Annotated in this window: 23 protein-coding genes; 10 read left to right on the top strand and 13 right to left on the bottom strand. The window is 63.5% G+C overall.

Annotated elements, in window-relative coordinates; all coding sequences use genetic code 11:
- Positions 1 to 43: 43 nt before the first annotated feature.
- On the bottom strand, positions 44 to 2,761 hold the full coding sequence (locus MF606_RS00575; protein WP_240231487.1) for a PBP1A family penicillin-binding protein: 2,718 nt from the start codon (positions 2,759 to 2,761) through the stop codon (positions 44 to 46).
- Between the two features lie 235 nt (positions 2,762 to 2,996).
- Entirely contained in the window at positions 2,997 to 3,317 is a 321-nt protein-coding gene (locus MF606_RS00570; RefSeq protein ID WP_240231486.1) for a hypothetical protein, read from the bottom strand.
- A gap of 123 nt (positions 3,318 to 3,440) precedes the next feature.
- Here MF606_RS00570 and MF606_RS00565 point away from each other — a divergent pair, with 123 nt between their 5' ends.
- The gene (locus MF606_RS00565) at positions 3,441 to 3,947 is read left to right on the top strand and encodes a hypothetical protein (protein ID WP_240231485.1); all 507 of its coding nucleotides are present in this window, start codon (positions 3,441 to 3,443) and stop codon (positions 3,945 to 3,947) included.
- 178 nt (positions 3,948 to 4,125) lie between these two features.
- Here the strand turns inward: MF606_RS00565 and MF606_RS00560 are convergent, their stop codons facing one another.
- The 5 genes from MF606_RS00560 to dnaN all read right to left on the bottom strand — a co-directional run bounded on the left by MF606_RS00560 (position 4,126) and on the right by dnaN (position 10,864).
- The gene (locus MF606_RS00560; protein ID WP_240231484.1) at positions 4,126 to 5,148 is read right to left on the bottom strand and encodes an LLM class flavin-dependent oxidoreductase; all 1,023 of its coding nucleotides are present in this window, start codon (positions 5,146 to 5,148) and stop codon (positions 4,126 to 4,128) included.
- 191 nt (positions 5,149 to 5,339) lie between these two features.
- Positions 5,340 to 5,555, bottom strand: coding sequence for an arginase family protein (locus tag MF606_RS21690; protein WP_240231483.1), 216 nt, complete (start codon positions 5,553 to 5,555; stop codon positions 5,340 to 5,342).
- 208 nt (positions 5,556 to 5,763) lie between these two features.
- Positions 5,764 to 8,217: a DNA topoisomerase (ATP-hydrolyzing) subunit B gene (gene gyrB / locus MF606_RS00550; RefSeq protein ID WP_240231482.1), complete on the bottom strand. Its 2,454-nt coding sequence runs from the start codon at positions 8,215 to 8,217 to the stop codon at positions 5,764 to 5,766.
- A gap of 263 nt (positions 8,218 to 8,480) precedes the next feature.
- Positions 8,481 to 9,593, bottom strand: a complete 1,113-nt coding sequence (gene recF / locus MF606_RS00545; protein ID WP_240231481.1) for a DNA replication/repair protein RecF — start codon at positions 9,591 to 9,593, stop codon at positions 8,481 to 8,483.
- A 149-nt stretch (positions 9,594 to 9,742) separates the two neighbouring features.
- On the bottom strand, positions 9,743 to 10,864 hold the full coding sequence (gene dnaN / locus MF606_RS00540) for a DNA polymerase III subunit beta (protein WP_240231480.1): 1,122 nt from the start codon (positions 10,862 to 10,864) through the stop codon (positions 9,743 to 9,745).
- A gap of 242 nt (positions 10,865 to 11,106) precedes the next feature.
- Between dnaN and MF606_RS00535 the strand changes: the two genes are divergently transcribed.
- A complete protein-coding gene (locus MF606_RS00535; protein WP_240231479.1) occupies positions 11,107 to 12,033 on the top strand; it encodes an ABC transporter substrate-binding protein in 927 nt (308 codons plus the stop codon).
- 78 nt (positions 12,034 to 12,111) lie between these two features.
- Here MF606_RS00535 and dnaA read toward each other — a convergent pair whose 3' ends face one another.
- From dnaA to mutM, 3 genes are all read right to left on the bottom strand, one after another.
- Positions 12,112 to 13,563, bottom strand: coding sequence for a chromosomal replication initiator protein DnaA (gene dnaA / locus MF606_RS00530; RefSeq protein ID WP_240231478.1), 1,452 nt, complete (start codon positions 13,561 to 13,563; stop codon positions 12,112 to 12,114).
- 906 nt (positions 13,564 to 14,469) lie between these two features.
- A complete protein-coding gene (gene rpsT / locus MF606_RS00525; protein WP_240231477.1) occupies positions 14,470 to 14,736 on the bottom strand; it encodes a 30S ribosomal protein S20 in 267 nt (88 codons plus the stop codon).
- Between the two features lie 305 nt (positions 14,737 to 15,041).
- Positions 15,042 to 15,929 (bottom strand): bifunctional DNA-formamidopyrimidine glycosylase/DNA-(apurinic or apyrimidinic site) lyase, encoded by an 888-nt coding sequence (mutM, locus tag MF606_RS00520; protein WP_240231476.1) that lies wholly within the window; start codon positions 15,927 to 15,929, stop codon positions 15,042 to 15,044.
- A gap of 99 nt (positions 15,930 to 16,028) precedes the next feature.
- On the opposite strand from mutM, the gene ubiE reads away from it, so the two are divergent.
- The 6 genes from ubiE to moeB all read left to right on the top strand — a co-directional run bounded on the left by ubiE (position 16,029) and on the right by moeB (position 21,055).
- Positions 16,029 to 16,793 (top strand): bifunctional demethylmenaquinone methyltransferase/2-methoxy-6-polyprenyl-1,4-benzoquinol methylase UbiE, encoded by a 765-nt coding sequence (gene ubiE / locus MF606_RS00515; RefSeq protein WP_240231475.1) that lies wholly within the window; start codon positions 16,029 to 16,031, stop codon positions 16,791 to 16,793.
- A gap of 151 nt (positions 16,794 to 16,944) precedes the next feature.
- On the top strand, positions 16,945 to 18,504 hold the full coding sequence (ubiB, locus tag MF606_RS00510) for a 2-polyprenylphenol 6-hydroxylase (RefSeq protein ID WP_240231474.1): 1,560 nt from the start codon (positions 16,945 to 16,947) through the stop codon (positions 18,502 to 18,504).
- A 60-nt stretch (positions 18,505 to 18,564) separates the two neighbouring features.
- Complete coding sequence (locus tag MF606_RS00505; protein ID WP_240231473.1) at positions 18,565 to 19,173, top strand: hypothetical protein; 609 nt, start codon at positions 18,565 to 18,567, stop codon at positions 19,171 to 19,173.
- Entirely contained in the window at positions 19,173 to 19,640 is a 468-nt protein-coding gene (gene dut / locus MF606_RS00500; protein WP_240231472.1) for a dUTP diphosphatase, read from the top strand. The genes MF606_RS00505 and dut overlap by 1 nt, the downstream gene beginning before the upstream one ends.
- On the top strand, positions 19,606 to 20,349 hold the full coding sequence (locus MF606_RS00495; RefSeq protein ID WP_240231470.1) for a DUF2259 domain-containing protein: 744 nt from the start codon (positions 19,606 to 19,608) through the stop codon (positions 20,347 to 20,349). Before dut ends, MF606_RS00495 begins: the two co-directional genes overlap by 35 nt.
- On the top strand, positions 20,339 to 21,055 hold the full coding sequence (moeB, locus tag MF606_RS00490) for a molybdopterin-synthase adenylyltransferase MoeB (protein ID WP_275693111.1): 717 nt from the start codon (positions 20,339 to 20,341) through the stop codon (positions 21,053 to 21,055). Before MF606_RS00495 ends, moeB begins: the two co-directional genes overlap by 11 nt.
- Before the next feature lie 159 nt (positions 21,056 to 21,214).
- Here the strand turns inward: moeB and fabB are convergent, their stop codons facing one another.
- Positions 21,215 to 22,438: a beta-ketoacyl-ACP synthase I gene (gene fabB / locus MF606_RS00485; protein WP_240231469.1), complete on the bottom strand. Its 1,224-nt coding sequence runs from the start codon at positions 22,436 to 22,438 to the stop codon at positions 21,215 to 21,217.
- An 86-nt stretch (positions 22,439 to 22,524) separates the two neighbouring features.
- Positions 22,525 to 23,049 carry a 3-hydroxyacyl-[acyl-carrier-protein] dehydratase FabA gene (fabA, locus tag MF606_RS00480; protein WP_240231468.1) on the bottom strand — a complete coding sequence of 175 codons (525 nt, stop codon included), beginning with the start codon at positions 23,047 to 23,049 and terminating at the stop codon, positions 22,525 to 22,527.
- A 184-nt stretch (positions 23,050 to 23,233) separates the two neighbouring features.
- Here fabA and irrA point away from each other — a divergent pair, with 184 nt between their 5' ends.
- Positions 23,234 to 23,680 carry an iron response transcriptional regulator IrrA gene (gene irrA / locus MF606_RS00475; protein WP_275693110.1) on the top strand — a complete coding sequence of 149 codons (447 nt, stop codon included), beginning with the start codon at positions 23,234 to 23,236 and terminating at the stop codon, positions 23,678 to 23,680.
- 238 nt (positions 23,681 to 23,918) lie between these two features.
- Positions 23,919 to 24,596, top strand: a complete 678-nt coding sequence (locus tag MF606_RS00470; protein ID WP_240231467.1) for a class I SAM-dependent methyltransferase — start codon at positions 23,919 to 23,921, stop codon at positions 24,594 to 24,596.
- 52 nt (positions 24,597 to 24,648) lie between these two features.
- Here the strand turns inward: MF606_RS00470 and MF606_RS00465 are convergent, their stop codons facing one another.
- Complete coding sequence (locus MF606_RS00465) at positions 24,649 to 25,164, bottom strand: hypothetical protein (protein WP_240231466.1); 516 nt, start codon at positions 25,162 to 25,164, stop codon at positions 24,649 to 24,651.
- Positions 25,165 to 25,187 lie beyond the last annotated feature (23 nt).

The raw sequence follows: 25,187 nt of genomic DNA, 5'->3' as shown, positions 1-25,187 counted from the left end.
CAAGCCGGGTGATGACGCAGATTGCTGGTTTCGGCGGCGAAGCCTAGTTCTGCTCGCCGCCGAAGATCAGGTCCATCAGCGTGCGCTGGCTATTGGGATTGTCGATCGGAACGGGTTGGCCGAGATTGGCCGGCGGCTGCATCTGGGCCGGAGTGCTGGGCACCCAGACCTGCTGGCCGGTGGCCGGATCGACCACCAGAACCATGGGCTGGCCGGTGCTCGGATCGATCGGCGCCTGGCCGACGCCATTGCTCTGCGCCTGCAGCGGGAAGCCGGTGACCGGGTCGATGGCCTGGCCTGGCTGGATCACCTGGTTGCCGCCGACCACCTGCCCGACGGGCAGGCCGGTGGCGGGATCGATCTGCACCCCGTTGGCGTCGACAAGCATGCCACCGCCACCACCATTGTTGATCGGGAAGCCGGTCGCCGGGTCGATCTGCACGCCATTGGCATCATAGATGGCGCCGTTCGCCGGCAGCCCGGTATTGGGGTCGACCATCTGGCCGGTCTGGATCGGCTGGTTAGCAGCAGGTGCCGCCGTGGCGGCAACGAACTGGCCGGTCGCCGGGTCAAGGCGCATGAGCTGGCCGGTGGCCGGATCGACTGATGTCTGCACCGGCTGACCAGTGCCGGCATCGACATATTGCGTCATCGGCTGACCCGTTGCCGGATCGATCGCCACCTGACCGGTGGCCGGGTCGATGACCTGCTGGGCCACGAGCTGACCCTCATAGCTGCCGCCGGGGATCTGGGCGATCTCCTTGCCGGCATGGGCCTTGGTCATGAACTGGGACCAGATGGCGGCCGGCACGTTACCGCCCGACAGCGAAGTCTTGGTGGCATCGTCATTGCCCAGCCAGACGCCGGTGACCATGCGGGCCGTATAGCCGACGAACAGGGCGTCCTTGGAATCGTTGGTGGTGCCGGTCTTGCCGGCGATCGGCCAGCCGTCGAGATTGGCGCCCTTGCCGGTGCCCACTTCCACCGCCGTGGTCAGCATGTCGTTCATCTCGGCGAGCACATTGGGGTCAACCACCCGGCCCGGGCCGGCATTGGAGGCTTCGTAGAGCACGTCGCCTTCCTTGGACTTGATCGAGGTGATGACGTTGGGGATGACGCCCATGCCGCCATTGGCGAAGGGGGCATAGGCGCTGGTCAGCTCGAGCAGGTTCACTTCCTGCGTGCCCAGGGCGATCGATGGAACGGCAGTCAGCGGGGAGGAAATGCCCATGCGCGTTGCCACATCCACCACCGCTTCGGGGGTGACGTCGATGGCGAGGCGTGCCGAAATCGTATTGAGCGAATAGGCCAGGCCCTGGCGCAGGGTCACGGTGCCAGCATATTTGCGCGAGGCATTGCGCGGGCTCCAGCCGTTGTAGTCGAACTGCGCGTCTTCCGCTAAAGTATCGGGCGTATAGCCCTTCTCCATGGCCGCCATATAGACGAAGGGCTTGAAGGCCGAGCCGGGCTGACGCTTGGCGGTGACGGCGCGGTTATATTGGCTGGCCTGGTAATCAACGCCGCCGACCATGGCACGGATGGTGCCGTCGACATCCATGGCGACGAGAGCGCCCTGGTTGAAGTTGCGTTTGGGGCCTTCGGAGGCCACCAGTTCCTTGACGATGAACTCGGCGTCCTTCTGCATCTTCCAGTCGATGGTGGTCTGCACCACCACGTCGCTCTTGATGTCGCCGATATAGGCGGTCATCAGCGATTCCACCCAGTCGGCGACATAGTCTTCCGAGCCGGCGACGCGGGTGCGCACGCTCTGGCTGGGGTCGATTTGTGCGGCTGCGGCTTCCTCTGAGGTAATGTAACCGTCGCGCGCCATGGCGTTGAGCGACAGGCGCTGGCGCTCGATGGCGCGTTCGGGATTGGACTTGGGATTGTAGGCGGATGGCGCCGGCAGGATGCCGGCCAGCATGGCGGCCTGGCCCAGCGACAGGTTGCGCGCCGAGACGCCGAAATAGGTCTGCGCCGCGGCCTCGATACCGGTTGCGCCGGCGCCGAAATAGACGCGGTTCATATAGAGTTCGAGGATTTCTTCCTTGGTGTAGTTCTGTTCGAGCCACACCGCCAGAATGGCTTCCTGCACCTTGCGGCCCAGGGTCTGGTCCGGTGTCAGGAAGAGGTTCTTGGCCACCTGCTGGGTGATGGTGGAAGCGCCGCGGGTCACGTCGCCCGCCTGCACCGATTCGATGGCCACCGAGACCAGGCCGATCGGATCGACGCCGAAATGGTTCATGAAGCGGCGGTCTTCGCTGGCGATGATCGCGGCGGGCACATAATAGGGCAGTTCGCGATAGGTGACGGCCTCGCCGCCGGTGGCGCCGCGATTGGAGATCAGACTGCCATCGGCCGCCAGAATGCGGATATTGGGCGGACGATCGGGAATGGCCCAGGTGTTGGACGAGGGCAATTGCGCACCGTAATAGACGATGATGCCGATAACGGCGATGCCGCCCCAGAGGCAGGCGACAAAGCCCCACCACAGGATGCCCATGAGAAAGCCGCCGCTGCGCGAACGCTTCTTCTTGGCGACGGGCTTGGCCTTGCCGCGGCGCGGCGGCTTGGGTGCCTTGCCCTTGGGACCGCTGGGCGGCGCGCCGCCGGACCGCTCGTCATCGACGAAGACGCCGACCGAGTGGCCCATGGAGGGCTCGACACGCTGGCCGCCCTTACCCCGGGCGGTCGCCTGCGGCTTACCGCCCTTATTGGGCTGGGCGCCAACACGGTCATCGGCGGAAATGCGAAAATCCATCAAGCGAACCCTGAGAGAAAGCCTTTTGCCGCTTCTACCCCGTTCCACGCCAATGGGAAACAAGAGGTTAGCAGTAGGTTAAGGCCAATCCTGACCGTCTCGTGACGCGTCATCCCTTTCGGGGCGCTTGCCACGCGGCCATGAGACCCTTGTCCGGGGCAATTGTGGCCGGTTTATGTGGGGTTTGACGAGTTCAACCGGCCTGTTGCCAGGGTGTCACAGCGCGAGGGCTCGCCTAGCAGTAAAGGTTCTCGTAGGCCTTTATCGCAGCGGGGACGAAATCGGCCGCATTGCCGGTCCAGTCGCTGGTGACGGTCTCGGAATATTCTCCGGTGATGCAATCGATGACGATCTCGGAGGTGCCGACTTCCTTGCCCTCGACGACGAGTTCGAAGCTCTGCGCACCAGGATCGTCAAAGTTGTTCTGCCGGACGATAAGCTCATAGAAATAGGGCGTGTCGATATAGACGCGGAGCATTGGAACGCCCGCATCGTCCTGCGCGGGAGCAGGCAAAGCGAAGGCCACCAGTGCCATCGCGGCAGAAACAAATTTCATGACGATCCCCTCAAGCACAATTCAACGGAGCCAGCATTGTCCTGGTGATCATGGCCGGTTTATGTGGGGCTCATGAACAGCTTACGATATGCACGGGTGATTGGGCCCTGCCTAGTGGCAGCAATGACCTGGTGCCCGACGCTGCCCGCCATGGCGGATGACCGCGCGGTGCTTGACCGAGCCTTCGTGGCCGCACTCGCCACGTTCGAGCAGGCATTTCCCAAGCTTGGCGCCAGCGCCTTCGGGGTCGATACCGGCGCCTATCGCGACGCCATGAGCTTCCTGCAGTTCGATTCCGCCGTCTGGGGCGGGAGCGTGACGGTCGAGCTGCAGATCCGCGCCACGGCGACCGGCTCGTGTAGCCGGTTTGCCGCCTTCGTCCGCATTCCGCCCGAAAACGGCGTCGCCACACTGGTGCTCTGCCCGGAATTCTTCGACAGCGGCACCGATGCGCTGCGCGAGCTGACCATCCTGCACGAAATGGTGCATGTGGTCGCAGGCTCGGACGAGTGCCAGGCCATGGCCTTTGCCGCGGCGGTGGAACAGGCCTCCCATGGACGGTTCACGTCGGTCGATGCCTATTGGCAGGCCAGCGGCTGCGGGGGTTCGGCGTATCGGTTGCCGGACTAGGGCCTCGTGACCTCGCGGTGCGTTCGCCACGAGGTTGCTGCCCCACCGCACCCACCGGCGCTTCCCGTGGACTTGATCCACGGGACACCCTCAACACGGCACAGGCGAGGAGAGACCCGCGGATCAAGTCCGCGGGGAGCGATTGTGGGTTGGAGCTATCGAAGTGGCCCGGCCGGCCTCAGCGCCAACCCAATGCCGGCGCCACCTGAGTCAAAATTGCCTCGATCACATGGGCATTGTAGGCGACGCCAAGCTGGTTGGGCACGGTGAGTAGCAGGGTATCGGCCTCGGCAATCGCCTCGTCGGCCGCCAATTCTTTGATCAATTGTTCCGGCTCGGCGGCATAGCCGCGCCCGAATACGGCGCGCTTTTCGGGCTCGATATAGCCAAAGCTATCCTCTTCCCGACCACCGCCGCCGAAATAGGCGCGGTCCATATCGTTGACCAGGGCGAAGATCGAGCGGCTGACCGACACGCGTGGTTCACGGGCATGCCCAGCGTCTTTCCAGGCAGCGCGGTAGGCGCGGATCTGCTCGGCCTGCTGGATGTGGAAGGGCTTGCCGCTCTCGTCGAATTTGAGGGTCGAGCTTTGCAGGTTCATGCCGAGCCTGGCCGCCCAGACCGCCGTGGCATCGGTCGCCGCACCCCACCAGATGCGCTCGCGCAGGCCTTCGGAATGCGGTTCCAGCCGCAGCATGCCGGGAGGGTTGGGGAACATCGGGCGCGGATTGGGCTGGGCAAAACCATTGCCCTTGAGCACTTCGAGCAGTACTTCGGTCTGGCTGCGCGCCATGTCGGCATCGGTTTTGCCGTCCTCCGGCGCATAGCCGAAATAGCGATAGCCATCGATGACCTGCTCGGGCGAGCCGCGGCTGATGCCCAATTGCAGGCGGCCACCAGATATCAGATCGGCCGCGCCGGCATCCTCGGCCATGTAGAGCGGGTTCTCGTAGCGCATGTCGATGACGGCGGTGCCGATCTCGAGCTTGCTGGTTTTCGCGCCGATCGCTGCCAGCAGCGGAAACGGCGAGGCTAGTTGGCGGGCAAAATGGTGCACGCGGAAATAGGCGCCGTCGGCGCCCAATTCCTCGGCGGCGACGGCCAGATCGATGGACTGCAGCAAGGCGTCGCCTGCTGTCCGCGTCTGGGACTGCGGCGACGGCGTCCAATGGCCGAAGGACAGAAAACCGATCTTTTTCATATTGCTTACCCGATTGGCAGCGGCGGAAACGCGATGCCTTTACCGCTTAGCTATGCCGAGACCGCGCCGCAACCAATCCCGTTCTGGGCAACGCAGTGTTCAGTTGGGTGAACGTTACCCTACGAGCCAGTCCGCGCGGCAACCAGCGTCTCTGCCAGAAGCCCGGCAAGGCGACGACCGGGCAAACGGGTTTAGTCGGCATTGCCATCGAGAAAAAGCAGGCCATAGCGCCCACGCCGGCGCAATGCCAGCGTCGACCCTAGCAGGATCGTGCAGTCACCGCCCAGCAGAATGGGAAATTCGCCCGCGTCCAACACCGCCTCGGCGACGTTGGCCAGTTGCGGACCGTAGGCTGCTATTTCGCTGACGTTGAGAATGCCGGTCTGCGGATCGCGGCCGGAGGGCACGGACGGGAGGACCGCCCCTGCCAGCGGGCGCCGATCCGCTCAGCCAGGCCATGCTCGAGCAGCCGCCCGCTCAATTGCTCGACGCCGGACCCGGACAGGCCCAACGTCGATGGCGCTTCCACGATCGCGTAGTCCCGCACAGCAATACCTCGGCTTGAGCAGCTCGACGAAATGTGCGGGACCGTGAGTGGTTCCGATAGATGAGCCGCTAGACGTCCAGATTGCTGACGCTCAGCGCGTTTTCCTGGATGAAGTCGCGGCGGGGTTCGACCAGGTCACCCATCAGCGAGGTGAAAATCTGGTCGGCCTCGTCGATCTGGTCGATCTCGACCTTGAGCAGGGTGCGGGCATTGGGGTCGAGCGTGGTTTCCCAGAGCTGGGAAGCGTTCATCTCGCCCAGACCCTTGTAGCGCTGCAGCGACACGCCCTTGCGGCCAGCATCGGTGACGGTCTTGAACAGTGAGGCGGGTCCGAAGATCGGCTGGCTCTCGCCCTTGCGCGTCAGCGTCGGTACGCCGCCATAGATCTCGTCCAAACGTTCGGCCAATTGCCGCAGCTTGCGCGCGTCGGCGCTTTGCAGCAGGGCCTTGTCGATCTGATGGGTCTCGGCCACGCCGCGCACGGTGCGCGAGAAGGCGAGCCCTTCCTCGTCGGTAATGGCGCCGGTCCAGCCGCGTTCTAGCTCGTCGGAAATCCGATCGAGCCGGTTGGCAACGCGGCTCATCACCTCGCCGATACGGGCCGGGTCAGCCATGGCTTCGGGATCGAGACCGCCGACAATAGCAGCCTGTTCGACAAGGCTCCTGTTGTAGCGGGTGTTAAGATTTTCGATGGCGTGGACGATGTCGCGGGCCTGCTGCAGGATGGAGAGCAGGTCGGAGCCGGCATGTTCGACACCGTCGCGGGTCTTGAACACGGCTTCATCGAGACCGGAATCGAGCAGATAATCTTCCAGCGCCCGCTCGTCCTTGAGATACTGCTCGGACTTGCCGCGCATGGCTTTGTAGAGTGGCGGCTGGGCGATGTAGATGTGGCCGCGCTCGATCAGCTCCGGCGTCTGCCGGTAGAAGAAGGTCAGCAGCAGGGTGCGGATGTGGGCGCCGTCCACGTCGGCGTCAGTCATGATGATGATCTTGTGGTAGCGCAGCTTATCGGCGTTGAACTCTTCGCGGCCGATGCCGGTGCCGAGCGCGGTGATCAGCGTGCCGACCTGTTCGGACGAGATCATGCGGTCGAAGCGCGCGCGCTCGACGTTGAGGATCTTGCCACGGAGTGGCAGCACGGCCTGATTGGAGCGGTCGCGGCCCTGCTTGGCGGAGCCACCCGCCGAGTCACCCTCGACGATGAAGATTTCCGACTTGGCGGGATCGCGTTCCTGGCAATCGGCGAGCTTGCCGGGGAGCGAGGAGATTTCGAGGGCACCCTTGCGGCGGGTCAGCTCGCGCGCCTTGCGGGCGGCTTCGCGGGCAGCGGCGGCTTCAGCGACCTTGCCGACGATGATCTTGGCCTCGTTGGGATGCTCTTCGAACCACTGGCCGAGCTTGTCGTTGACGATGTTCTCGACCACAGGGCGAACTTCGGACGAAACCAGCTTGTCCTTGGTCTGTGAACTGAACTTGGGGTCTGGCACCTTGACCGAGAGCACGCAGGTCAGGCCCTCACGCGTATCGTCACCGGTCATGGTGACCTTTTCGCGCTTGGCGATACCCGAGCTTTCGGCATAGCCGACAACCTGGCGCGTCAGCGCGCCGCGCAGGCCCGCAAGGTGCGTGCCGCCATCGCGCTGCGGGATGTTGTTGGTGAAGCAGAGGACGTTTTCGTGGTAGCTGTCATTCCACTGCAGCGCCACTTCGACGGTGATGCCGTCCTTCTCGCTGATCATGGTGATGGGCCGGTCGACCACGGCGGACTTGGACTTGTCGAGATATTGCACGAAAGCCTCGAGACCGCCTTCGTAGAACAGCTCGGTGGTCACTGGCTCGGGGTGTCGCAGGTCGTGGAGCAGAATGCGGACGCCTGAATTGAGGAAAGCCAGCTCGCGCAGGCGATGCTCCAGCGTCTTGAAATCGAACTCCACCATCGTGAAGGTTTCGGCCGAGGGGAAGAAGGTGATCTCCGAGCCGCTCCGACCGTCATAGGTGCCGGGCTGCTTGTCCTCGACATAGGTTCCGGTCTGCTTGAGCGGCGCATCGGAATCGCCATGGGTGAAGCTCATCTCGAACACGCCGCCGTCGCGGCGGATCTTGAGCTTGAGCCACTGGCTGAGCGCGTTCACCACCGAAACGCCCACGCCATGCAGGCCACCGGAAACCTTGTAGGAGTTCTGGTCGAACTTACCGCCGGCATGAAGCTGGGTCATGATGACCTCGGCGGCCGAGATACCCTCTTCCTTGTGAATGCCGGTCGGGATGCCGCGACCATTGTCGATGACCGTCACCGAGCCATCGGCATTGAGCGTCACCGTGACCAGATCGGCATGGCCGGCCAACGCTTCGTCGATGGCGTTATCGACGACTTCATAGACCATATGATGCAGGCCCGAGCCGTCATCCGTATCGCCGATATACATGCCGGGGCGCTTGCGCACGGCATCGAGGCCCTTGAGCACCTTGATGCTGTCGGCGCCGTATTCTTCGGGAAGGGGATTTTCACTATCGGTCATGGGGTCCGAATCAGTCGTTTCAGAGTAAGTTTTGTTCTATCGGAACGGGGGTATAAGCCCAAGCAAAATGGCCGTTTGAAGGGTGTTTGCGGGGGATTGCAGGTCCCTCCGTGCCGGGCGGCGCGCGGTCTTCGCCATCACCCCTCCCACCGTGCTTTTCCCGGACTTGATCCGGGGGTCTCTTGCCAATTGCGCCGGGTTGAGCGTGACCCGCGGATCAAGTCCGCGGGAAGCGATTGTGGGTGGGTTGGATCAATGTGCCTTTAGTCCTTGGACATCCGCCCCTCGCGCACCGTAACGGCCTGCGCCCGCTCGCCCAGCGCCTCAAACAGAAGCCTGTCGGTACCAGTGAGGAAGCATTGCGTACCCAGTCCGTCGAGGGCCGAAAACAGCGCCCGGCGGCGGTCCGGATCGAGATGGGCGGCAATTTCGTCGAGCAGGAGGAAGGGCGTGATTGATGTCCGCAGTTTGACCAGCCGCGCATGGGCGAGGATGAGGCCGATGAGGAGGGCCTTCTGTTCGCCGGTCGAACCCAAGGCAGCCGGCATGCCCTTTTGGGCATAGGTCACTTCGAGATCGACGCGGTGTGGTCCTGATATGGTGCGTCCGGCCGCCCGATCAACCCCGCGCGAGCCCCGCCAGGCCTCGATCAGCGCGGTTTCGAGCGCCGCCGAAGAGTGCGGCTCGGCGCCATGCTCGAAGAGCGGTGTCAACGCCAGATGGGCGGCGGGAAAACTCTCATCGTCGAGGCTCTGCTCGATCAGCGCCTGCAAATGGGTGAGGCTATCGGTGCGTGCGAGATGGATCGAGGCGCCCAGTTCGGCCATTTGCGTCTCGATGGCCGAAAGCCAGGCGGCATCGCCATTGTCCTCGAGCAGTCGATTGCGCTGCCGCATGGCCTTTTCATAGTCGCCGACCGAAGCCGAATGGCTGGGAATGAGCGTGGTCACCAACCGGTCGAGAAAGCGACGGCGATCACCGGCCGGGCCGGAGAAGAGGCCATCCATTGCCGGGGTCAGCCACAATACGCGCAGGTAGTCACTCATGGCCTCGATGGAGCGGGCATTGGCGCCATTGATGCGGACGCGGCGGCCGCCATCGGGCGATGAGCCGGTACCGATATCGGCGGGGCCATCATCAGTCTCGATGGTGGCGGCGACGGCCCAGCCGGTATCGCTGCCATGCGCCTGCAATGTCTCAAAGCTCGCCCCGCGCAGACCACGGCCGGGTGAGAGTACGGAAATGGCTTCGAGCAAATTGGTCTTGCCGGCGCCATTGGGGCCGGTGAGAACGACATGGCGCTGGTCTAGATCAAGCGCCGCAGCCGCATAGTTTCGGAAGGCGGTGAGGCGCAGGCGGGAGAGGTGGCGGGTCATGGTTCAGTGTCCCGCCATTTCGCCAGGCCCACCGCTCGTCACCCTCAGGCTCGACCCGAGGGCGTTGCACTTGCTGACATTGGCCAAGTGAAGAGCCCTCGGGTCAAGCCCGAGGGTGACGATCCAGTTTGGGGTGTGCAAGGCTGCCCTTACACGCGCATCGGCATCAAAACATACAGCGCGCGCGTTTCGCCGTCGTCCTTGACCAGCGTCGGCGAGCCGGCGTCGTTGAACATGAACACGGCGCTGTCGGAGCGGATCTGGCCAATGATGTCGAGCAGATAGCGGGCGTTGAAGCCGATCTCGAAGCCATCGGTATCGAACTCGACCGCCAGCTCTTCGCTGGCCGTGCCGTGATCTGGGTTGGTCACCGACAGTTCCAGAAGGCCATCCTTGGCCTGGAGCTTGACGGCCTTGCCGCCGCGCTCGGAGGCAATGGTGGAGACGCGGTCGACGGCGGTGGCGAAGCTCGCCCGGTCGACATTCATCTGCTTGTCGTTGTTCTTGGGGGTCACCCGATCGTAGTCGGGGAAGGTGCCTTCGATGAGCTTGGAAAGCAGCACGACCGAGCCGACGGTGAAGCGGATCTTGGTGTCGCTCACCTCGACATTCACGTCGCCATCGGCGCCATCGAGCAGCTTCTGCACTTCGCCCACGGTCTTCTTGGGCACGATGATACCGGGCATGCCCTTGGCGCCCGCGGGCGCCTCGATCTCGGCGCGGGCCATGCGATGGCCATCGGTCGCTACAGCACGCAATACCGTGCCGACATTGCTGACATCGACAGTGTGGAAATAAATGCCGTTGAGGTAGTAGCGCGTCTCTTCGTTGGAGATGGCGAACTGGGTGCGCTCGATGAGCTCGCGCAGAGCCGCAGCCGGCATGGAGAATTCGTGGCCGAAGCTGCCCGATTTGAGATCGGGGAAGCTGTCGGGGCTGAGGCAGGCGAGGTTAAAGCGCGAGCGGCCGGAGGTGAGAACCATGTTCTCGCCGCCATCGGTCTCGAGGCGCACTTCGGCGCCGTCGGAGAGTTTTCGGACGATTTCGTAGAGCGTGTGCGCGGGAACCGTTGTGGTGCCTGCGGTCGCCACCATGGCCGGCACGCTCTCGGTGACTTCGATATCGAGATCGGTGGCGCGCAGTTCGACCTTGTCGTCGCTGGCCTTGAACAGCACGTTGGCCAGGATCGGGTAGGTATTCCGCCGCTCCACGACCCGGTGCACATGGCTCAGCGACTTGAGCAGATGATTGCGTTCGAGCGTGACTTTCATTCGGCTACTTCCCTGGCACTACGCGGCTGCATGTCTGCAGCAAAACCCCCGGCAGGCCGGGGGTTGGACATTTACAATTTGTGAACGGATTAGCAAGGGCGGGGCAGAGCTTGCCAACGAGAAATCCCACCATTGCGTCACGGTGTAGCGCCGCCCTATAACTGGACATCCATTATCATCTTAAATAGCCTTCGCTGCGATAACTTTCGCCGGATATGGCGCAGCCGGAAGGACACCACGCGATGACCATGCATTTCACCCGCCGCGAATTCGCCCTGAGCGGCACGGCGCTGCTGACCGCTGTAATGACCGGAGGCGCCCGGGCTCAGGAAGGCGTGCACAGCGTCACCACCTCGCTGGGCACCTATGACATTCCGGCCGATCCCAAGCGGGTGATCGCCATCGACTCGCGCTCCAATCTGGAGCCGGCGGTGGCACTCGGGCTCAACCTGATCGGCTATAGCCATAGCCCGGTACGGCCGTGGGTGCCGCTCGACCCAGCCGTGCCGATGCTGGGTGCGCCGCCCAATATCGAGGAAATCCTGGCGCTGGAGCCGGACCTGATCATCTGCCCGACCACCGATCCGGATTCGGAATGGTGGCCGCTCAACAAGCTCAAGGCGGTCGCGCCTATCCTGCCCACCGACTATCTCGCCACCTGGCAGGACAACCTCGCCAATCTGGCGGCATGGCTGGGCAAGCCGGTGATCGGCGCCGAAACCATCGGGCAATACAATGGGCTGGTCGCCGACATCAAGGCCCGCCATGCCGGAGCCATCGCCGGCAGGAAGGTCGCCGCGGTCCAGCTCGATGCCAGCAAGAACGCCATCCATGTGCGTACGCTCGGCACGTCCTATGGGCAGGTCATGCCGGGCCAGGTGTTGGCCGAAATTGGCGGGCTTGCCGTGCCTGCCGATATCCTGGCCGATAGCGGCGAAGTGGGCATTGAAAGCGCCGGTGAGCTGCTCGGTGATGTCGAGGGCTTCCTGATCCTCGATTTCCAGAACGGCTCGGTCGAAGCCTTTGCCGATAATCCATTGTGGAACCGCCTGCCGGCGGTGAAGGCCGGGCATACCCATGTGCTGCCGGGAAATTCCACCTTCGGCTCGCTCTACACCGCGCTCTACCTCGCCGGTGGCTGGGACGCGCTGTACCAGACGCTGGCCTAGGTCGACCCCGAAAGAGCAAAGCCGCCGAACCCCTGGTCCGGCGGCCTCTGCTGCAAGCATGCTTGCGCTTTGCGGTCGTTATTCTTCGAGCATGCGCTTCAACAGCTCGATCTCCTGCGCCAGTTCCACGTCGTCCTTGATCATCTGCTCGACCTTGCGGACCGAGTGGAGGACGGTGGTGTGATCGCGCCCACCGAAGCGGCGGCCGATTTCGGGGAGCGAACGCGAGGTCAGCGCCTTGGCCAGGAACATGGCGATCTGGCGCGGACGAACGACATCACGCGAGCGGCGCGCCGAGAGCAGTTCGTTGCGCGGCACCTTGTAGTGACGGCTGACGATCTTGAGGATGTCCTCGATACGGACGCGGCGGGCTTCGCGCGAACGGATCAGGTCGCCCAGGGTCTTTTCGGCCAGCGGCACGGTGATGAGTTCACCGGTGAGCTGGTTGGCGGCGACGAGCCGGTTGACGGCGCCGTCGAGGTCGCGGCCATGGCTGATGACGGCGCGGGAAATATAGTCGATGACCGGGGCCGGGAAATGCATGCCGAAGCGGGCGGTCGACTGGTCGGCGCGGCGCTGTACAATGGCGCGGCGCAACTCGAGATCGAAACCGGAAATCGGCACGACGAGACCGCCCGAGAGTCGCGAACGGACGCGCTCATCGAGCATTTCGAGATCACGCGGCGGCGCATCGCCGGCCACCACGACCTGCTTGGCGCCGGTCAGCAGGGTGCCCAGCGTATGGCCGAATTCGGTGGCGGACTTGCCCTGCAGGAATTGCATGTCGTCGATCAGCAGCAGGTCGACCCGGCGCAGCCATTCCTTGAAGCCGAGCGCCGACTGGCGCTGCACGGCGGTGATGAAATGGTACATGAAGTGGTCGGCGGTCAGATAGACGATGTTCTTGGTCGCATCGGCCGACTGCACGGCATGGGCGATGGCATTGAGCAGATGGCTTTTGCCGAGGCCGACGGTGGAATGGATATAGACCGGATTGAAGGTCACGGTGTTGTTGGCGGCGGCGGTCGCGATCTGGCGGGCCACGCCAAGCGCCATCTCATTGGCCGAACCGGCAACAAAGGTATCGAAGGTCATGCGCTGATCGATGGCGCTGCCGCTGAGGGCATCGCCCTTGGTAGCGGTATTGTCGCGGATGAGGCGCGGTGCGGATGGCGCCTGGGGCGCCGCGCTGGCGGCCACGGGCGTTGCGGCGAGAGAGACGGGTTCAGCGGCGGGCTGGGCAAGGCGCGGACGGGCCTGCCCGTTGACACGCAACGTTACCTGAATGCGGGTGACGTTTTCATCGTCCTGGCGAAAAGCCTCGAGCAGGCGCTCGGCATAATTGGACTGTACCCAGGAACAGAGAAAGCGCGTGGGGGCCGACAGGTGCACCACATCATCGACGATCTCTTCGAGCTCGAGGCTGGCGAACCATGACGTAAAGACGTCGACGCCGACCGAGGCCTTGATGCGTGCGCGGACCCGGTTCCAGAGCTCACGCTGGGCTTCGTTGGAATCGGGAGCGCTCATGACAGGTTTTTCGCCTTTGCTGGTCGTGTTGATGGAAGAGGATTGAGCACTGCCCCAATCGTCTCTTCCGGCGGTCGCCTGTCGCATCATTGATTTAGCCCCATTAGGTTGCCGACGGCCCGCATAGTCCGCCGGTATTTGTCTGACGCCATGCCCCGGACTGTGTCGTCCTTTGGCCATGGCTTCGCCCCCGCACCCGACATTGCGGGCACACTGTTCCTGTCCGGTGGTTAGCCCACCAGCGTCTTACTCATCCTTGTCGTGAACCCAGCCTGACCCGGCCGAAACGCTACCTAATAATCGCCGGCCCCGATCGGACCGGCAGGCAATTCTGCTGCCAACACAACCTTCACCAACTTTGAAAACACGCCGGCTTTCTGCCGCGCTCAGATAACAATCAACGCCCCGAAATCGACCCTGCCAGCTCTCCCGGACGCTCTCTGGCGGCGCCTCGTTTCAAGCTGACCAGATTACTTTAGAGGGACGATTTTGGGGCCGCAACCGTGGAATCTGTAAAATGGGGGCTTGACTCCGACGTTGTGTTTTTGGACCCCCACGGCCGGCAAAAATCCCTCAAACCAAGGCTCTGTGACTCAACGCAGATTCCTGTCACGCAAGCTTACGAAGCGGTAAAAAATTTATTCTCGCCGACACCGAAATACGTGCGAGACGTCCGCTCCGTGACATTTGCAAGAATGCGGGACTTTCGATTAAGCCCCTGTGGTTTCTCACGAAATCGTCAACGCCGCCCTTGAGGCTGCACTGTCGTGTCACCGTCACGCCGATGACACAGAACCGCAAAATCAGAAAAACCTTGCCCGTTTGCCGGCAATAAAAATGGGCTCCTTCCGGAGCCCAATTTTCGTCATGTCGCCGGCTGCCGCCAAGGGCGCCTCGGCGAAGCGATCAGGCGCTGAGCGCCTTAACGCGGCTGTTGAGGCGGCTGACCTTGCGAGCGGCCAGATTGGCATGAACGATGCCCTTGGTCGCAGCGCGGTTGATCTCGGGAGCGGCAACCGCCAGGGCTTCCATCGCCAGCTTGTGGTCACCGGCAGTGATAGCCTCTTCAACCTTGCGGATGAAGGTGCGGACGCGCGAGCGGCGCGACTTGTTGACCGCGGTGCGGGCAGCGATCTTGCGGGTAGCCTTCTTGGCTGACGGCGTATTGGCCATAACGGTCCTCTTGGCGTCCAACCGGCCGTCTTGCACGCTCTAGGCGCGACAGGCGTCCGGGATGAAATGAAATCGGCGGCAATCGACAGCCGCCAAGTTGGGCGGTCTATAGGGGAAGCGGGGGCAAGCGTCAACTGGATTCAGGGGGCGAGGCGGCTATGCGCGCCCGCCTATGCATCACCACCGATCGTCACCCTCGGGCTTGACCCGAGGGTCCCGCACTTGCCGTGCGCTGGCTAAGTGGAGTGCCCTCGGGTCAAGCCCGAGGGTGACGATCGAGTTTTGGGTAGACCTCAGCGCACGAACTATGGCGCCTTCTGGCAGACTGGGCAGAAAAACGTTGAGCGGCCCGACTGCACGATGCGCTGTATGGTGCCCGTGCAGAGGGGCGTCGGACAGGGCTCGCCTTCCCGGTCATAGACGGCGAAGCGATGCTGGAAATAGCCCGAGCCGCCTTCGGCATTGCGGAAGTCGCGCAGGGTGGAGCCGCCGACCTCGATGGCTTCGAGCAGCACCTGCCTGACGGCATGGGCCAGGTCTTCCAGCGCCGCCTTGGGCTTGCCCTTTGACGTCACCAGCGTGCCGGCCTGCACATCGGGCAGGATGTGGCTGCGATGCAGTGCCTCGGCGACATAGATATTGCCCAGCCCCGCGACCACGCGCTGATCGAGCAGGGCCGCCTTGATCGGCGCCTTCTTGCCCTTGAAGGCGGCGGCCATTTCATCGGCATTGAAGTCATTGCCCAGCGGCTCGGGACCGAGCTCGTTGAGATATTCGCTCTCGGCCGGATCGTCGAACAAATCGATGAAGCCGAAGCGGCGCGGATCGGCATAGATGAGGTGGCTCTTGCCGTGCTGGGGATGGGAAATATCCCAGACCATGTGGTCATGCTTGGGCTCGGTGCCGGGCTCGTAATAGCGCGGCGGCTTGTCGATGCTGTGCTCGGCGAAGCGCCAGGAGCCGGTCATGCCCAGATGGCTCAGCAGGGTCTTGCCGCTATCGAGTTTGATCAGCAGATACTTGGCGCGGCGGCCGATCGAGACGATCCGTGTTCCTTCGAGCGCCGCCTGCAACCCCTCGGGAAAGGGGAAGCGCAGGTCCTTGCGATTGAGCTGGACGCGCTCGATGCGCGCGCCTTCGAGCCAGGGCTCAAGGCCGCGGCGGACGGTTTCGACTTCGGGCAATTCCGGCATGGAGTTTCCTCTTTACCTGCGCGGCTTTGCGCAATGGCAAAGCCGATATCGCTTCTATATGGTGCGCGCGATTAGCGGAACAGCACAACGAGCCCGGCCATGAGCAACGCGCCAGAAACCACGCATTTCGGTGAGCAGACCGTGGCGATGGACGACAAGCAGGGCCTGGTCAACAAGGTGTTCCGCGGCGTCGCCGACCGCTACGACCTGATGAACGATCTGATGAGCGGCGGCGTCCATCGCATCTGGAAGGATGCCATGGTGGCCGACCTGGCGCCGCCCAAGGGCGGCTCGCGGCCCTGGCGCGTGCTCGACATGGCCGGGGGCACCGGCGACATTGCCGAGCGCATCATCAATGCCTCGGTCGGTTATGCCGAGGTCGTGGTCAGCGACATCAATTCGGACATGCTGCGCGTCGGCGCCGAGCGCGCCAAGAGCTGGCGCTATCCTGCTCAGGCCAGCTTCGTCGAAGCCAATGCCGAAGAGCTGCCCTTCGAAGACAAGAGCTTTGACGCCTATACGATTGCTTTTGGTATCCGCAACGTGCCGCGTATCCAGAAGGCGCTGAACGAGGCCCATCGCGTGCTGAAGCGTGGCGGACGCATCCTGGTGCTGGAATTTTCGCAGGTCGACGTGCCCGGCTTCGACAGTATGTACAAGGCGTTTTCGGACCGGCTGATCCCGCCCATGGGCAGGCTGGTTACCGGCGACGCGCAACCTTACCAGTATCTGGTAGAATCGATCCGCAAGTTCCCCAACCCACCCCTGTTCCAGTCGATGCTGTCCGAAGCCGGCTTCAAGCGGGTCAAGCATACGCCGTTCACCGGCAATATCGCGGCGCTGTTCTCCGGGTGGAAGATTTGATGACACTCTTGCTTACCTCGCCCCTCCGGGGAGAGGTCGACCCGCAGGGTCGGGTGAGGGGTCTATCCTCCGCACCGCGCCCAGAAAAGGCCCCCTCACCCGGTCTTCGCTTTGCGAAGCCCGACCTCTCCCCCGAAGGGAGAGGTGAAGAGTGCTGATTTCCGCCTATTTCCGGCTGATCCGGGCCGGCTATGTGCTGGCGCGCGAGGGGGCTTTGTCGATCATTTCGACCAAGGGCCTGCCCCCGGCCCTGGCGCCATTGCGCTTCGGCATCTGGCTGGGCCGGCTGATCGAGCGGCCAAGTGTGCGCAAGACCGGGCATGTCGAGCGGCTCAACAAGGCGCTTAACCTGTTGGGGCCGACCTATGTGAAATTCGGCCAGACCCTGGCGACGCGGCCTGATGTGGTTGGGCCCGATATCGCCAATGACCTGGCAGGCCTGCAAGACAAGATGGATCCGTTCGATCCGGCGTTGGTGCCCGGGATCCTGCAGGCGGCGCTTGAGGATAAGGCAAACGAGCTGACCGAGCTCAGTCCGCCCATCGCCGCGGCGTCGATCGCCCAAGTGCACCGGGCCCGGCTCAAGCCTGCCAGCGGCCTGCCTCGAACCGTCGCGGTCAAGATCCTGCGGCCCGGCGTGGCGCACCGCTTCATGTCCGATATCGAGAGCTTCTACGCTGCGGCGCGGCTGGCCGATAAGCTGGTCAAATCCACCAAACGCCTGCGGCCGATCGAAGTGGTCGAAACCCTCGACCGCTCGGCCCGGCTGGAGCTCGACCTGCGGCTCGAAGCGGCGGCGATCTCCGAGATGGCCGAGAATATCAAGGACGATACCGGCTTCGTCATCCCCACGGTCTCATGGGATCATGTGGCGCAGAATGTGCTGACCACCTCTTGGGTGGAGGGCATCCCTATCCGCGAGCATGCCGCGCTCGATGCGGCCGGTGTCGATCGCAAGGCGCTCGCGAGCAATCTCTTGCAGAGCTTCCTGCGGCACGCCATTCGCGATGGCTTCTTCCATGCCGACATGCATCCGGGGAACCTCTTTGCCGATCCGCGAACCGGCGACGTCATCGCCGTCGATTTTGGCATTATGGGCCGCATCAACCGCAAGGAACGCCGCTTCCTCGCCGATATCCTCTATGGCTTCATCACCCGCAATTACCGGCTGGTGGCGGAACGCCATTTCGATATCGGCTATGTGCCCAAGGATCAGTCGGTCGACGATTTCGCGCTGGCCATCCGCTCGATCGGCGAGCCGCTGCATGGCCGCACCGCATCGGACATTTCCATGGCCCGGGTGCTCGGCCAGCTCTTCGTCATCACCGACCTGTTCAACATGCAGACCCGCCCCGAACTCGTGTTGCTGCAAAAATCCATGGTGCTGGTGGAAGGCGTGGCGCGCTCGCTCGATCCCCATCTCGATATCTGGACCATTGCCGAGCCCGTCGTGGGTGATTGGCTGCGCAAGGAAGCAGGGCCCCTGGGCCGCATCCAGGACCTGCAGGATCACTTCAAGGTCGCGGCCGAGGCGGCCGGACGGTTGCCTGTCATCATCGCCCAGGCTGAGCTGGCGCTGGCCGATTATCACGCCAACAAGCACCGCCGCCATGACGGGCTGATGCGCGGCGCGATACTGGCGCTGATGGGCATTGCCGGGCTGACGCTCCTGGCGGCGCTGTGGCGGCTGCTGTCGATCACCTCCTGGTAGGTTGGCTTGCCCGGCCCCGGACTTGGCCATAGATTGCCGCCAAACCGGGAGACGACACAGATGACGCTCAAAACCCTCGGCAAGCTCGCCGCCACGCTATTGCTGGGCGGCGCCCTTGCCGGCTGTATCGACGCCAAGGTCGATGTCGCCCTGACGAGCGAGACCACCGCCAAGGCCACCCTGACGCAGGACATGGGCGCGGACTTCTATTCCATGGTCAAGATGAGCGCCGAGCAGGCCGGTGCCGACGCGCCCAAGGACGACGAATTCTGCGCCGAGGGTAAGCTCACCGAAAACGCCGATGGCAGCGCTACCTGCACTATCGTCGAGGAAGGCCCGTTTGCCGGCCTGACCATGGGCAATGACGAGCAGACCATCGTATTCACCCCCGCCGGTGCGGGCCTCGTCCGCGTGGCACTGCCGACGGCCAACATGCAGGAAGAGATCGGCGCCGGCGAAACCATGGACGACGAAACCAAGAAGATGGTGGAAGCCTTCTTCACCGGCCATGGCGTGACGCTGGTGTTTTCGGGCGCCGAAATCGTCGAATCCAACATGAAGATCGCCGCCGACAAGAAATCGGCGGAAGAGACCATCCAATTCCTCGACCTGATCAACGGCACGGCCGATTTGCCGGACGAGTATTATGCCGTGGTACGGGTGCCCTGATGAGCGAGGCAGTTTCGATCGGGCTGCGCTGGCTCGACCATGGCGCCGGCCTGCCGCTGCCGCGGCAGCAGACGGCGGGGGCGGCGGGCATGGATCTGGTCGCGGCCCTGGCGGCTGGCGCCGATATCGTGCTGGCGCCGGGCAAGCGGGCGCTGGTGCCCTGCGGCTTTGCCATGGCGCTGCCCCTGGGCTACGAAGCCCAGGTGCGGCCGCGTTCGGGGCTGGCCGTCAAGTTCGGGGTTACCGTGCTCAATGCGCCGGGCACGATCGATGCGGATTACCGCGGCGAGGTGATGGTGCCGCTGATCAATCTGGGCGAGGACGATTTCGTGGTGCGACGCGGCGACCGCATCGCCCAGATGGTGGTGGCGCCGGTGAGCGCCGCGCAATTCAGGCTGACGGAGATGCTCGATGATACGGAACGCGGCGCCAATGGTTTTGGCTCGACTGGCCGGAGCGTGGGTTAGCCTGCTGTTGCTGGCCACGCCGGCTTGGGCAGGTGACCGGGCCGGCATCGGCTTTATCGGCTATTCGTCGACCGGCCCCTATTTCGCCTATGAGGAATTCGGCATTCAGGATGGCTCGGGCTTCGCCTATGCCAATCTCTTCGTGCTCGACCTGGACAAGGACAGCTGGGTCAAGGGCACGCCGATCCGCAAGGTGATCGAGGACGAGGCCAGCAGTATCGCCGCAGTGCGCGCCGAGGTAAGGGCGGAGGCGCAGCCGATGCTGGACGCGCTGGACTTTGGCGAACCGGTGGACATTGTCGCGCTCAATGGCGATGGCGCGCTCGATACCGACATGCAGAGGCTGCGCTTCGGCCGCCCCGGCTATGGCATGGCCGATCCCGAGCAGGATTACGAGCTGGTGCTGTCGACCGTCGAAGAAGGGATCGACCCGCCCGAATGCGCCACCTGGGGCGAGGACTATGTCAGCGGCTTCGCGCTGAGCCTCACCGTCGACGGCAAGACCGCCGAGGTCTATCGCGACACATCGGTGCCCGAGAGCCGGGGGTGCCCGCAGGGCTATCGGCTCTATGCGGTGGTGACGCCGTTTGAAAGCCTCGTCGCCTTCGCCCCCGACCTGACGCCGGACATGGTGGCCATCGTCTCGGTCTATTCCATGGGCTTCGAGGGTCCGGACCGGCGCTTCATCGCGGTGCCAATTGGCCGCTGATCCGCTATCCCCCGAGGAAACCCGCCGCTATGCGCGCCATCTGGTGCTCAAGGGCATGGGTGGCGGCGGTCAGCAGGCGCTGAAAGCCGCGCGCGTGCTGGTGGTGGGCGCAGGTGGCATCGGCAGCCCGGTCATCGCCTATCTGGCGGGCGCGGGCGTCGGACGGTTGGGGATTGTTGACCATGACGCGGTGTCACTCTCCAACCTGCAGCGCCAGGTGATCCATACCAGCATCGGCATGGGCAAGGCCGAGAGCGCGGAGCGTTTTGTCCATGCGCTCAACCCGCATGTCGCCGTGACGGTTCACGCCGAGCAACTGGATGCCAGCAATGCGGCGACGATCCTCGGCGGCTACGACCTGGTCCTCGATGGCACGGACAATCTTGCGACCCGCCGCGCCACGGCCGCTGCGGCGGAGGCCCTGCGCCTGCCGCTGGTTTCAGGGGCTGTCTCGATGTTCGACGGACAGGTGACGGTCTTCGCAGCCGATGGACCGCGCTTCGGCGATCTTTACCCTGAGGAGGCCGACGACACCGACCTGCCGAGCTGCGAGGCGACCGGCATATTGGGGCCACTGACCGGGGTGATCGGCACGCTGATGGCCATGGAAGCCATCAAGCTGATCACCGGCATCGGCGAGCCACTGATTCGGCGCGTGTTGACCTATGACGGCAAGGGCGCACGGTTTAGTGAGTTTTCGTACTGAGGGTGGTTCACCCCAAACCTACCCCACCCGCCGGCCGTCACCCTGGGGCTTGACCCGAGGGAAATGCACGCGCCGACCGCACAGCAAAGTAAAGAGCCCTCGGGTCAAGCCCGAGGGTGACGAATTGTGGTTGTTGAGCGCTATGAGATAGATGCGACCTCAAGCATCCGGATGCTTGAACACCAGCGCGGCATTGGTGCCGCCAAAGCCGAACGAGTTGGATAGCACCACGCCCAGATCGACGTCGTCGCGGCGCTGGCGGATGATCGGCATGTCCGCGAACACCGGATCGAGATTGTCGATATTGGCGCTGGCGGCGATGAAGCGGTGCTTCATCATCAGGATCGAATAGATCGATTCATGCACGCCGGTGGCGCCCTGGCTGTGGCCGGTCAGTGACTTGGTCGCCGAGATGGGCGGACAGTTCGCATTGCCGAAGACGGCGCGGATGGCCTCGATTTCCTTGAGATCGCCCACGGGGGTCGAGGTGGCGTGCGGATTGATGTAGTCGACCTTGCCGCCGACATTGCGCAGGGCCATCTGCATGCAGCGTGCGGCGCCCTCGCCCGAGGGGGCAACCATGTCGAGACCATCGGAGGTGGCGCCATAGCCGACCAGTTCGGCCCAGATCCTGGCGCCACGCGCCTTGGCGTGTTCCAGTTCTTCGAGCACCAGCACACCGGCGCCGCCGGAGATGACGAAGCCGTCGCGGGCAGCATCGTAGCAGCGGGACGCTTTTTCCGGCGTCTCGTTGAAGTTGGAACTCATGGCGCCCATGGCGTCGAACAGGTTGGACAGCGTCCAGTCGAGGTCTTCGTGACCGCCGGCAAAGACGATATCCTGCTTGCCCAGCATGATCTGTTCCATGCCATTGCCGATGCAATGCTTGGATGTCGCGCAGGCGGCGGTGATGGAATAGTTGACGCCCTTGATGCCGAAGGCGGTGGCCAAGGTTGCCGAAGCGGTCGAGCCCATGGCCTTGGGCACGGCCAGCGGGCCGATGCGCTTGGGGCTGGTATTCTTGCGGGTGGTGTCGGCGGCTTCGACGATGGTGCGGGTGGAGCTGCCGCCCGAGCCCATGACGATGCCGGTCATGGGGTTGGAGATATCGCTTTCCTCAAGCCCGGCATCGGCAATAGCCTGTTGCATGGCGAGGTAGTTCCAGGCGGCGCCGCGGCCCATGAAGCGGGTGACGCGGCGATCAAGCATCTCGAACGGATCGAGGCGTGGATCGCCCTTGACCTGGCTGCGGAAACCCAGCTCGGCATAGTCCTGGGCAAAGACGATGCCGGGCCTCGACTGCCGCAGGCTGTCCGTGACCTCGTCCAGCGAATTGCCGATCGAGGAAATGATACCCATGCCGGTGACGACAACTCGTCTCATCTTGGCCTAGCTCCGTAGTCTTGGTCGGGCGCCCTTGCGTAGGCGTCTCTTATTATCGTGCAGGAATTTGGGTCTTTGCACCCCTATCAGGCGCTTTTGTCCTCTGTTGCCAGGGGAATGAGACCAACCCGCAGATTTTCGGCGATGTAGATGACCTCGCCATCGGCCTTGACCGTGCCTGTGGCAATGCCGAACGGCAAGGGCGAACGCATGTGCCGCTTAATGTCGATGCGGTATTCGAGGAGCTTCTTGTCGACCGTGGCCTGGCCGGTGAACTTGATCTCGCCACCCAGGGCGCGGCCACGGCCCGGCGAGCCCGACCAGCCGAGGAAGAAGCCCGTCATCTGCCACAGGGCATCGAGCCCCAGGCAGCCCGGCATCACCGGATCGCCGATGAAATGGCACTTGAAGAACCAGAGGTCGGGATGGAGGTCGAGTTCGGCCACGACATAGCCTTTGCCATAGGCACCGCCCTCGGCCTCGATGCTGGTGATGCGATCGAACATCAGCATGGGGGGCGCGGGCAGGCGGGCGTCCATCTGGCCCGGCAATTCGCCGCGGCCGTGCGCCAGCAATTCTTCGTACCCAAATGCGTTTTGCCGCTCGGCCATGCCTCACACCCCGCTTAACCCTAGGGTTTGTCTCGTATAGGGGTGCGCCAAGAGGGTCAAGCCGCAGCGCCTTGGCCTTTGGGGCGATGCGCTAACCGTGCGACAGTCCTGCCGCTTGTGTGATTTTTGTGTCATAGCTATAACCAAGCCAGCACGTTCTGGCCCTTTTCGTTTCAAGGACCCAATGACTGATCGTACCCAGACCGCCCGGTCGCTGCCGTCGCACAAGCCCTGCCTCACCGCGGTGCTGCGCATGGCCGGTCTTCGCCCGACCCGTCAACGCGTAGCGCTTGCCGAGCTTTTGTTCGGTGGGCCGCATCGCCATGTCAGCGCCGAGCAGTTGCATGGCGAGGCCAGCGAGGCTCACGTCAACGTGTCGCTCGCCACCATCTACAATACGCTGCACCAGTTCCACGAGGCTGGGCTATTGCGCGAAGTGGCGGTGGATGCCTCGCGCTCGTATTTTGATACCGACACCTCGGACCATCATCACTTTTACGTGGAGGATGAGCAGCGGATGATCGACATCCCCGCCTCCTCGGTCGAATTCGCGGCCCTGCCCGAAGCCCCCAAAGGCATGAAGGTCAGCCATGTCGACGTGGTCATCCGCGTGCGCAAGGCACTGGCCTAAGTCTATCCCTCCCTCTCCGTCCGACGTCATCACCCGGCTTGTCCGGGTGATCCATTTTGGCTGTGTGTGAAGGTAGATTGCCCGAACTAGCCGGGCAATGACGGCAGACTTGGATCGCGAGCAACGGACCTCATGGTGAGCTTGTCGAGGTACGGGCCGCACTGCAGGCCAACCTACACTTGTCTTGCCGTCCTAATTTCATGTAACAATGTAAGTTACATTTAATGGATTGTTCCCGATGAAGCCAAACGCCTTTGGCGACCACGCCTCCAGTTCCTATGCCGAGGGCCCGCCGCGCCAGGTTCCGGGCTTTGCGAGCCTGCACCGCATGATGTCGCTCCTGCTCGCGGAACGCGTGCCTGCCGATGGCCGCGTGCTGGTGCTGGGCGCCGGCGGTGGGCTGGAGCTGAAGGCTCTGGCCGAGGCGCATTCGGGTTGGAGCTTCGATGGCGTGGACCCCTCGGCCGCCATGTTGGAGCTGGCGCGGCAAGCGTCAGAACGGCATGCGAGCCGGGTACAACTCCATCACGGCTATATCGACGTCGCGCCGGAGGGTCCGTTCGACGGCGCCACGAGCATCCTGACCTTCCACTTCATCCCGCGCGAGGAGCGGCTGGAGACGCTGCGGCAGCTACGACGCCGGCTCCTGCCCGGCGCACCGTTCATCCTTGCCCATATCAGCTTTTCCCAGACCGAGCCGGAGCGCTCGCAGTGGATTGCCCGGCATGTCGCCTTTTCGGCCGCCGAGGGCACGAGCGAAGCGCAGTTGGACAGCGCGCGGCAGGCCATCGGGACCCGCCTTTCGATCCTGGCGCCCGAGGAGGAAGAGGCGATGCTGGCCGAAGCTGGCTTCACCGATGTCAGCCTGTTCTATGCGGGGCTCAGCTTCAGGGGGTGGGTGGCTTATGCCGAATGATCAACTCCGCCGCCACACACCACCACCACGCTTGCCCTGTGTGGGCCGAGCCTCAAAGCCTCCCGAACGCCACACCCTTCCAGCCCCAGCCGTTCTGCTGAGCCACTTCAGCCAGCGGGTCTTTGATCTCGCTGGTCTTGAAGCGGTATTTGTAGACCTTGCCGAAGCCAGAGAGGTCTTCCCTAAAGGCATAGGCGGTGCCGAAGCTGATTTCGGTCTTCTGGCCGCGAAACGCTTCGGCGCTCAGCGACAGGCTGGGCACGCCGGCGCGCCATTCGACGGTCCACTCCTGATCCACCGAGCGTACTTCGCCCTTTTGCTCGTCGAGCTTCATCAGCACCTTGAATACCTTGGTCAGGCTCGCCTTGGCGAAGATCTCGTACCAGCGCGCATCGACGATTTTCCATTCGGCGACCAGATCGGCGCCCTCGGGAGCGCCATCGCGGATGACGAAGGGGGCGGTGTCGCGATTGAGCGCCAGCAGGGCCTGCCGCAGTGTGCTTGCTGGTTGCCGCGTCACGCCTGACGGCGCTGATTTGGAGCCGGTAATCCAGTCAAACAAGCCCATGTCCAGTCCCTCCCAAGGACGAA

This window comes from Devosia lacusdianchii, assembly GCF_022429625.1.
Taxonomy (GTDB): Bacteria; Pseudomonadota; Alphaproteobacteria; order Rhizobiales; family Devosiaceae; genus Devosia; species Devosia lacusdianchii.
The sequence above is the reverse complement of the archived record's forward strand: the minus strand, read 5'-3'. Positions and strand labels throughout refer to the sequence as shown.

Bases quoted from the DNA above. Each gene is read 5' to 3' on its own strand.
- rpsT (WP_240231477.1), bottom strand. From the start codon at position 14,736: ATGGCCAATACGCCGTCAGCCAAGAAGGCTACCCGCAAGATCGCTGCC.
- dut (WP_240231472.1), top strand. From the start codon at position 19,173: ATGAGCGAGGCAGTTTCGATCGGGCTGCGCTGGCTCGACCATGGCGCC.
- ubiE (WP_240231475.1), top strand. From the start codon at position 16,029: ATGAGCAACGCGCCAGAAACCACGCATTTCGGTGAGCAGACCGTGGCG.
- MF606_RS00560 (WP_240231484.1), bottom strand. From the start codon at position 5,148: ATGAAAAAGATCGGTTTTCTGTCCTTCGGCCATTGGACGCCGTCGCCG.
- MF606_RS00575 (WP_240231487.1), bottom strand. From the start codon at position 2,761: ATGGATTTTCGCATTTCCGCCGATGACCGTGTTGGCGCCCAGCCCAAT.
- irrA (WP_275693110.1), top strand. From the start codon at position 23,234: ATGACTGATCGTACCCAGACCGCCCGGTCGCTGCCGTCGCACAAGCCC.
- fabA (WP_240231468.1), bottom strand. From the start codon at position 23,049: ATGGCCGAGCGGCAAAACGCATTTGGGTACGAAGAATTGCTGGCGCAC.
- MF606_RS00505 (WP_240231473.1), top strand. From the start codon at position 18,565: ATGACGCTCAAAACCCTCGGCAAGCTCGCCGCCACGCTATTGCTGGGC.
- fabB (WP_240231469.1), bottom strand. From the start codon at position 22,438: ATGAGACGAGTTGTCGTCACCGGCATGGGTATCATTTCCTCGATCGGC.
- MF606_RS00470 (WP_240231467.1), top strand. From the start codon at position 23,919: ATGAAGCCAAACGCCTTTGGCGACCACGCCTCCAGTTCCTATGCCGAG.
- MF606_RS00495 (WP_240231470.1), top strand. From the start codon at position 19,606: ATGGTTTTGGCTCGACTGGCCGGAGCGTGGGTTAGCCTGCTGTTGCTG.
- dnaA (WP_240231478.1), bottom strand. From the start codon at position 13,563: ATGAGCGCTCCCGATTCCAACGAAGCCCAGCGTGAGCTCTGGAACCGG.
- MF606_RS00465 (WP_240231466.1), bottom strand. From the start codon at position 25,164: ATGGGCTTGTTTGACTGGATTACCGGCTCCAAATCAGCGCCGTCAGGC.
- dnaN (WP_240231480.1), bottom strand. From the start codon at position 10,864: ATGAAAGTCACGCTCGAACGCAATCATCTGCTCAAGTCGCTGAGCCAT.
- MF606_RS00535 (WP_240231479.1), top strand. From the start codon at position 11,107: ATGACCATGCATTTCACCCGCCGCGAATTCGCCCTGAGCGGCACGGCG.
- gyrB (WP_240231482.1), bottom strand. From the start codon at position 8,217: ATGACCGATAGTGAAAATCCCCTTCCCGAAGAATACGGCGCCGACAGC.
- MF606_RS00565 (WP_240231485.1), top strand. From the start codon at position 3,441: ATGACCTGGTGCCCGACGCTGCCCGCCATGGCGGATGACCGCGCGGTG.
- mutM (WP_240231476.1), bottom strand. From the start codon at position 15,929: ATGCCGGAATTGCCCGAAGTCGAAACCGTCCGCCGCGGCCTTGAGCCC.
- MF606_RS00570 (WP_240231486.1), bottom strand. From the start codon at position 3,317: ATGAAATTTGTTTCTGCCGCGATGGCACTGGTGGCCTTCGCTTTGCCT.
- recF (WP_240231481.1), bottom strand. From the start codon at position 9,593: ATGACCCGCCACCTCTCCCGCCTGCGCCTCACCGCCTTCCGAAACTAT.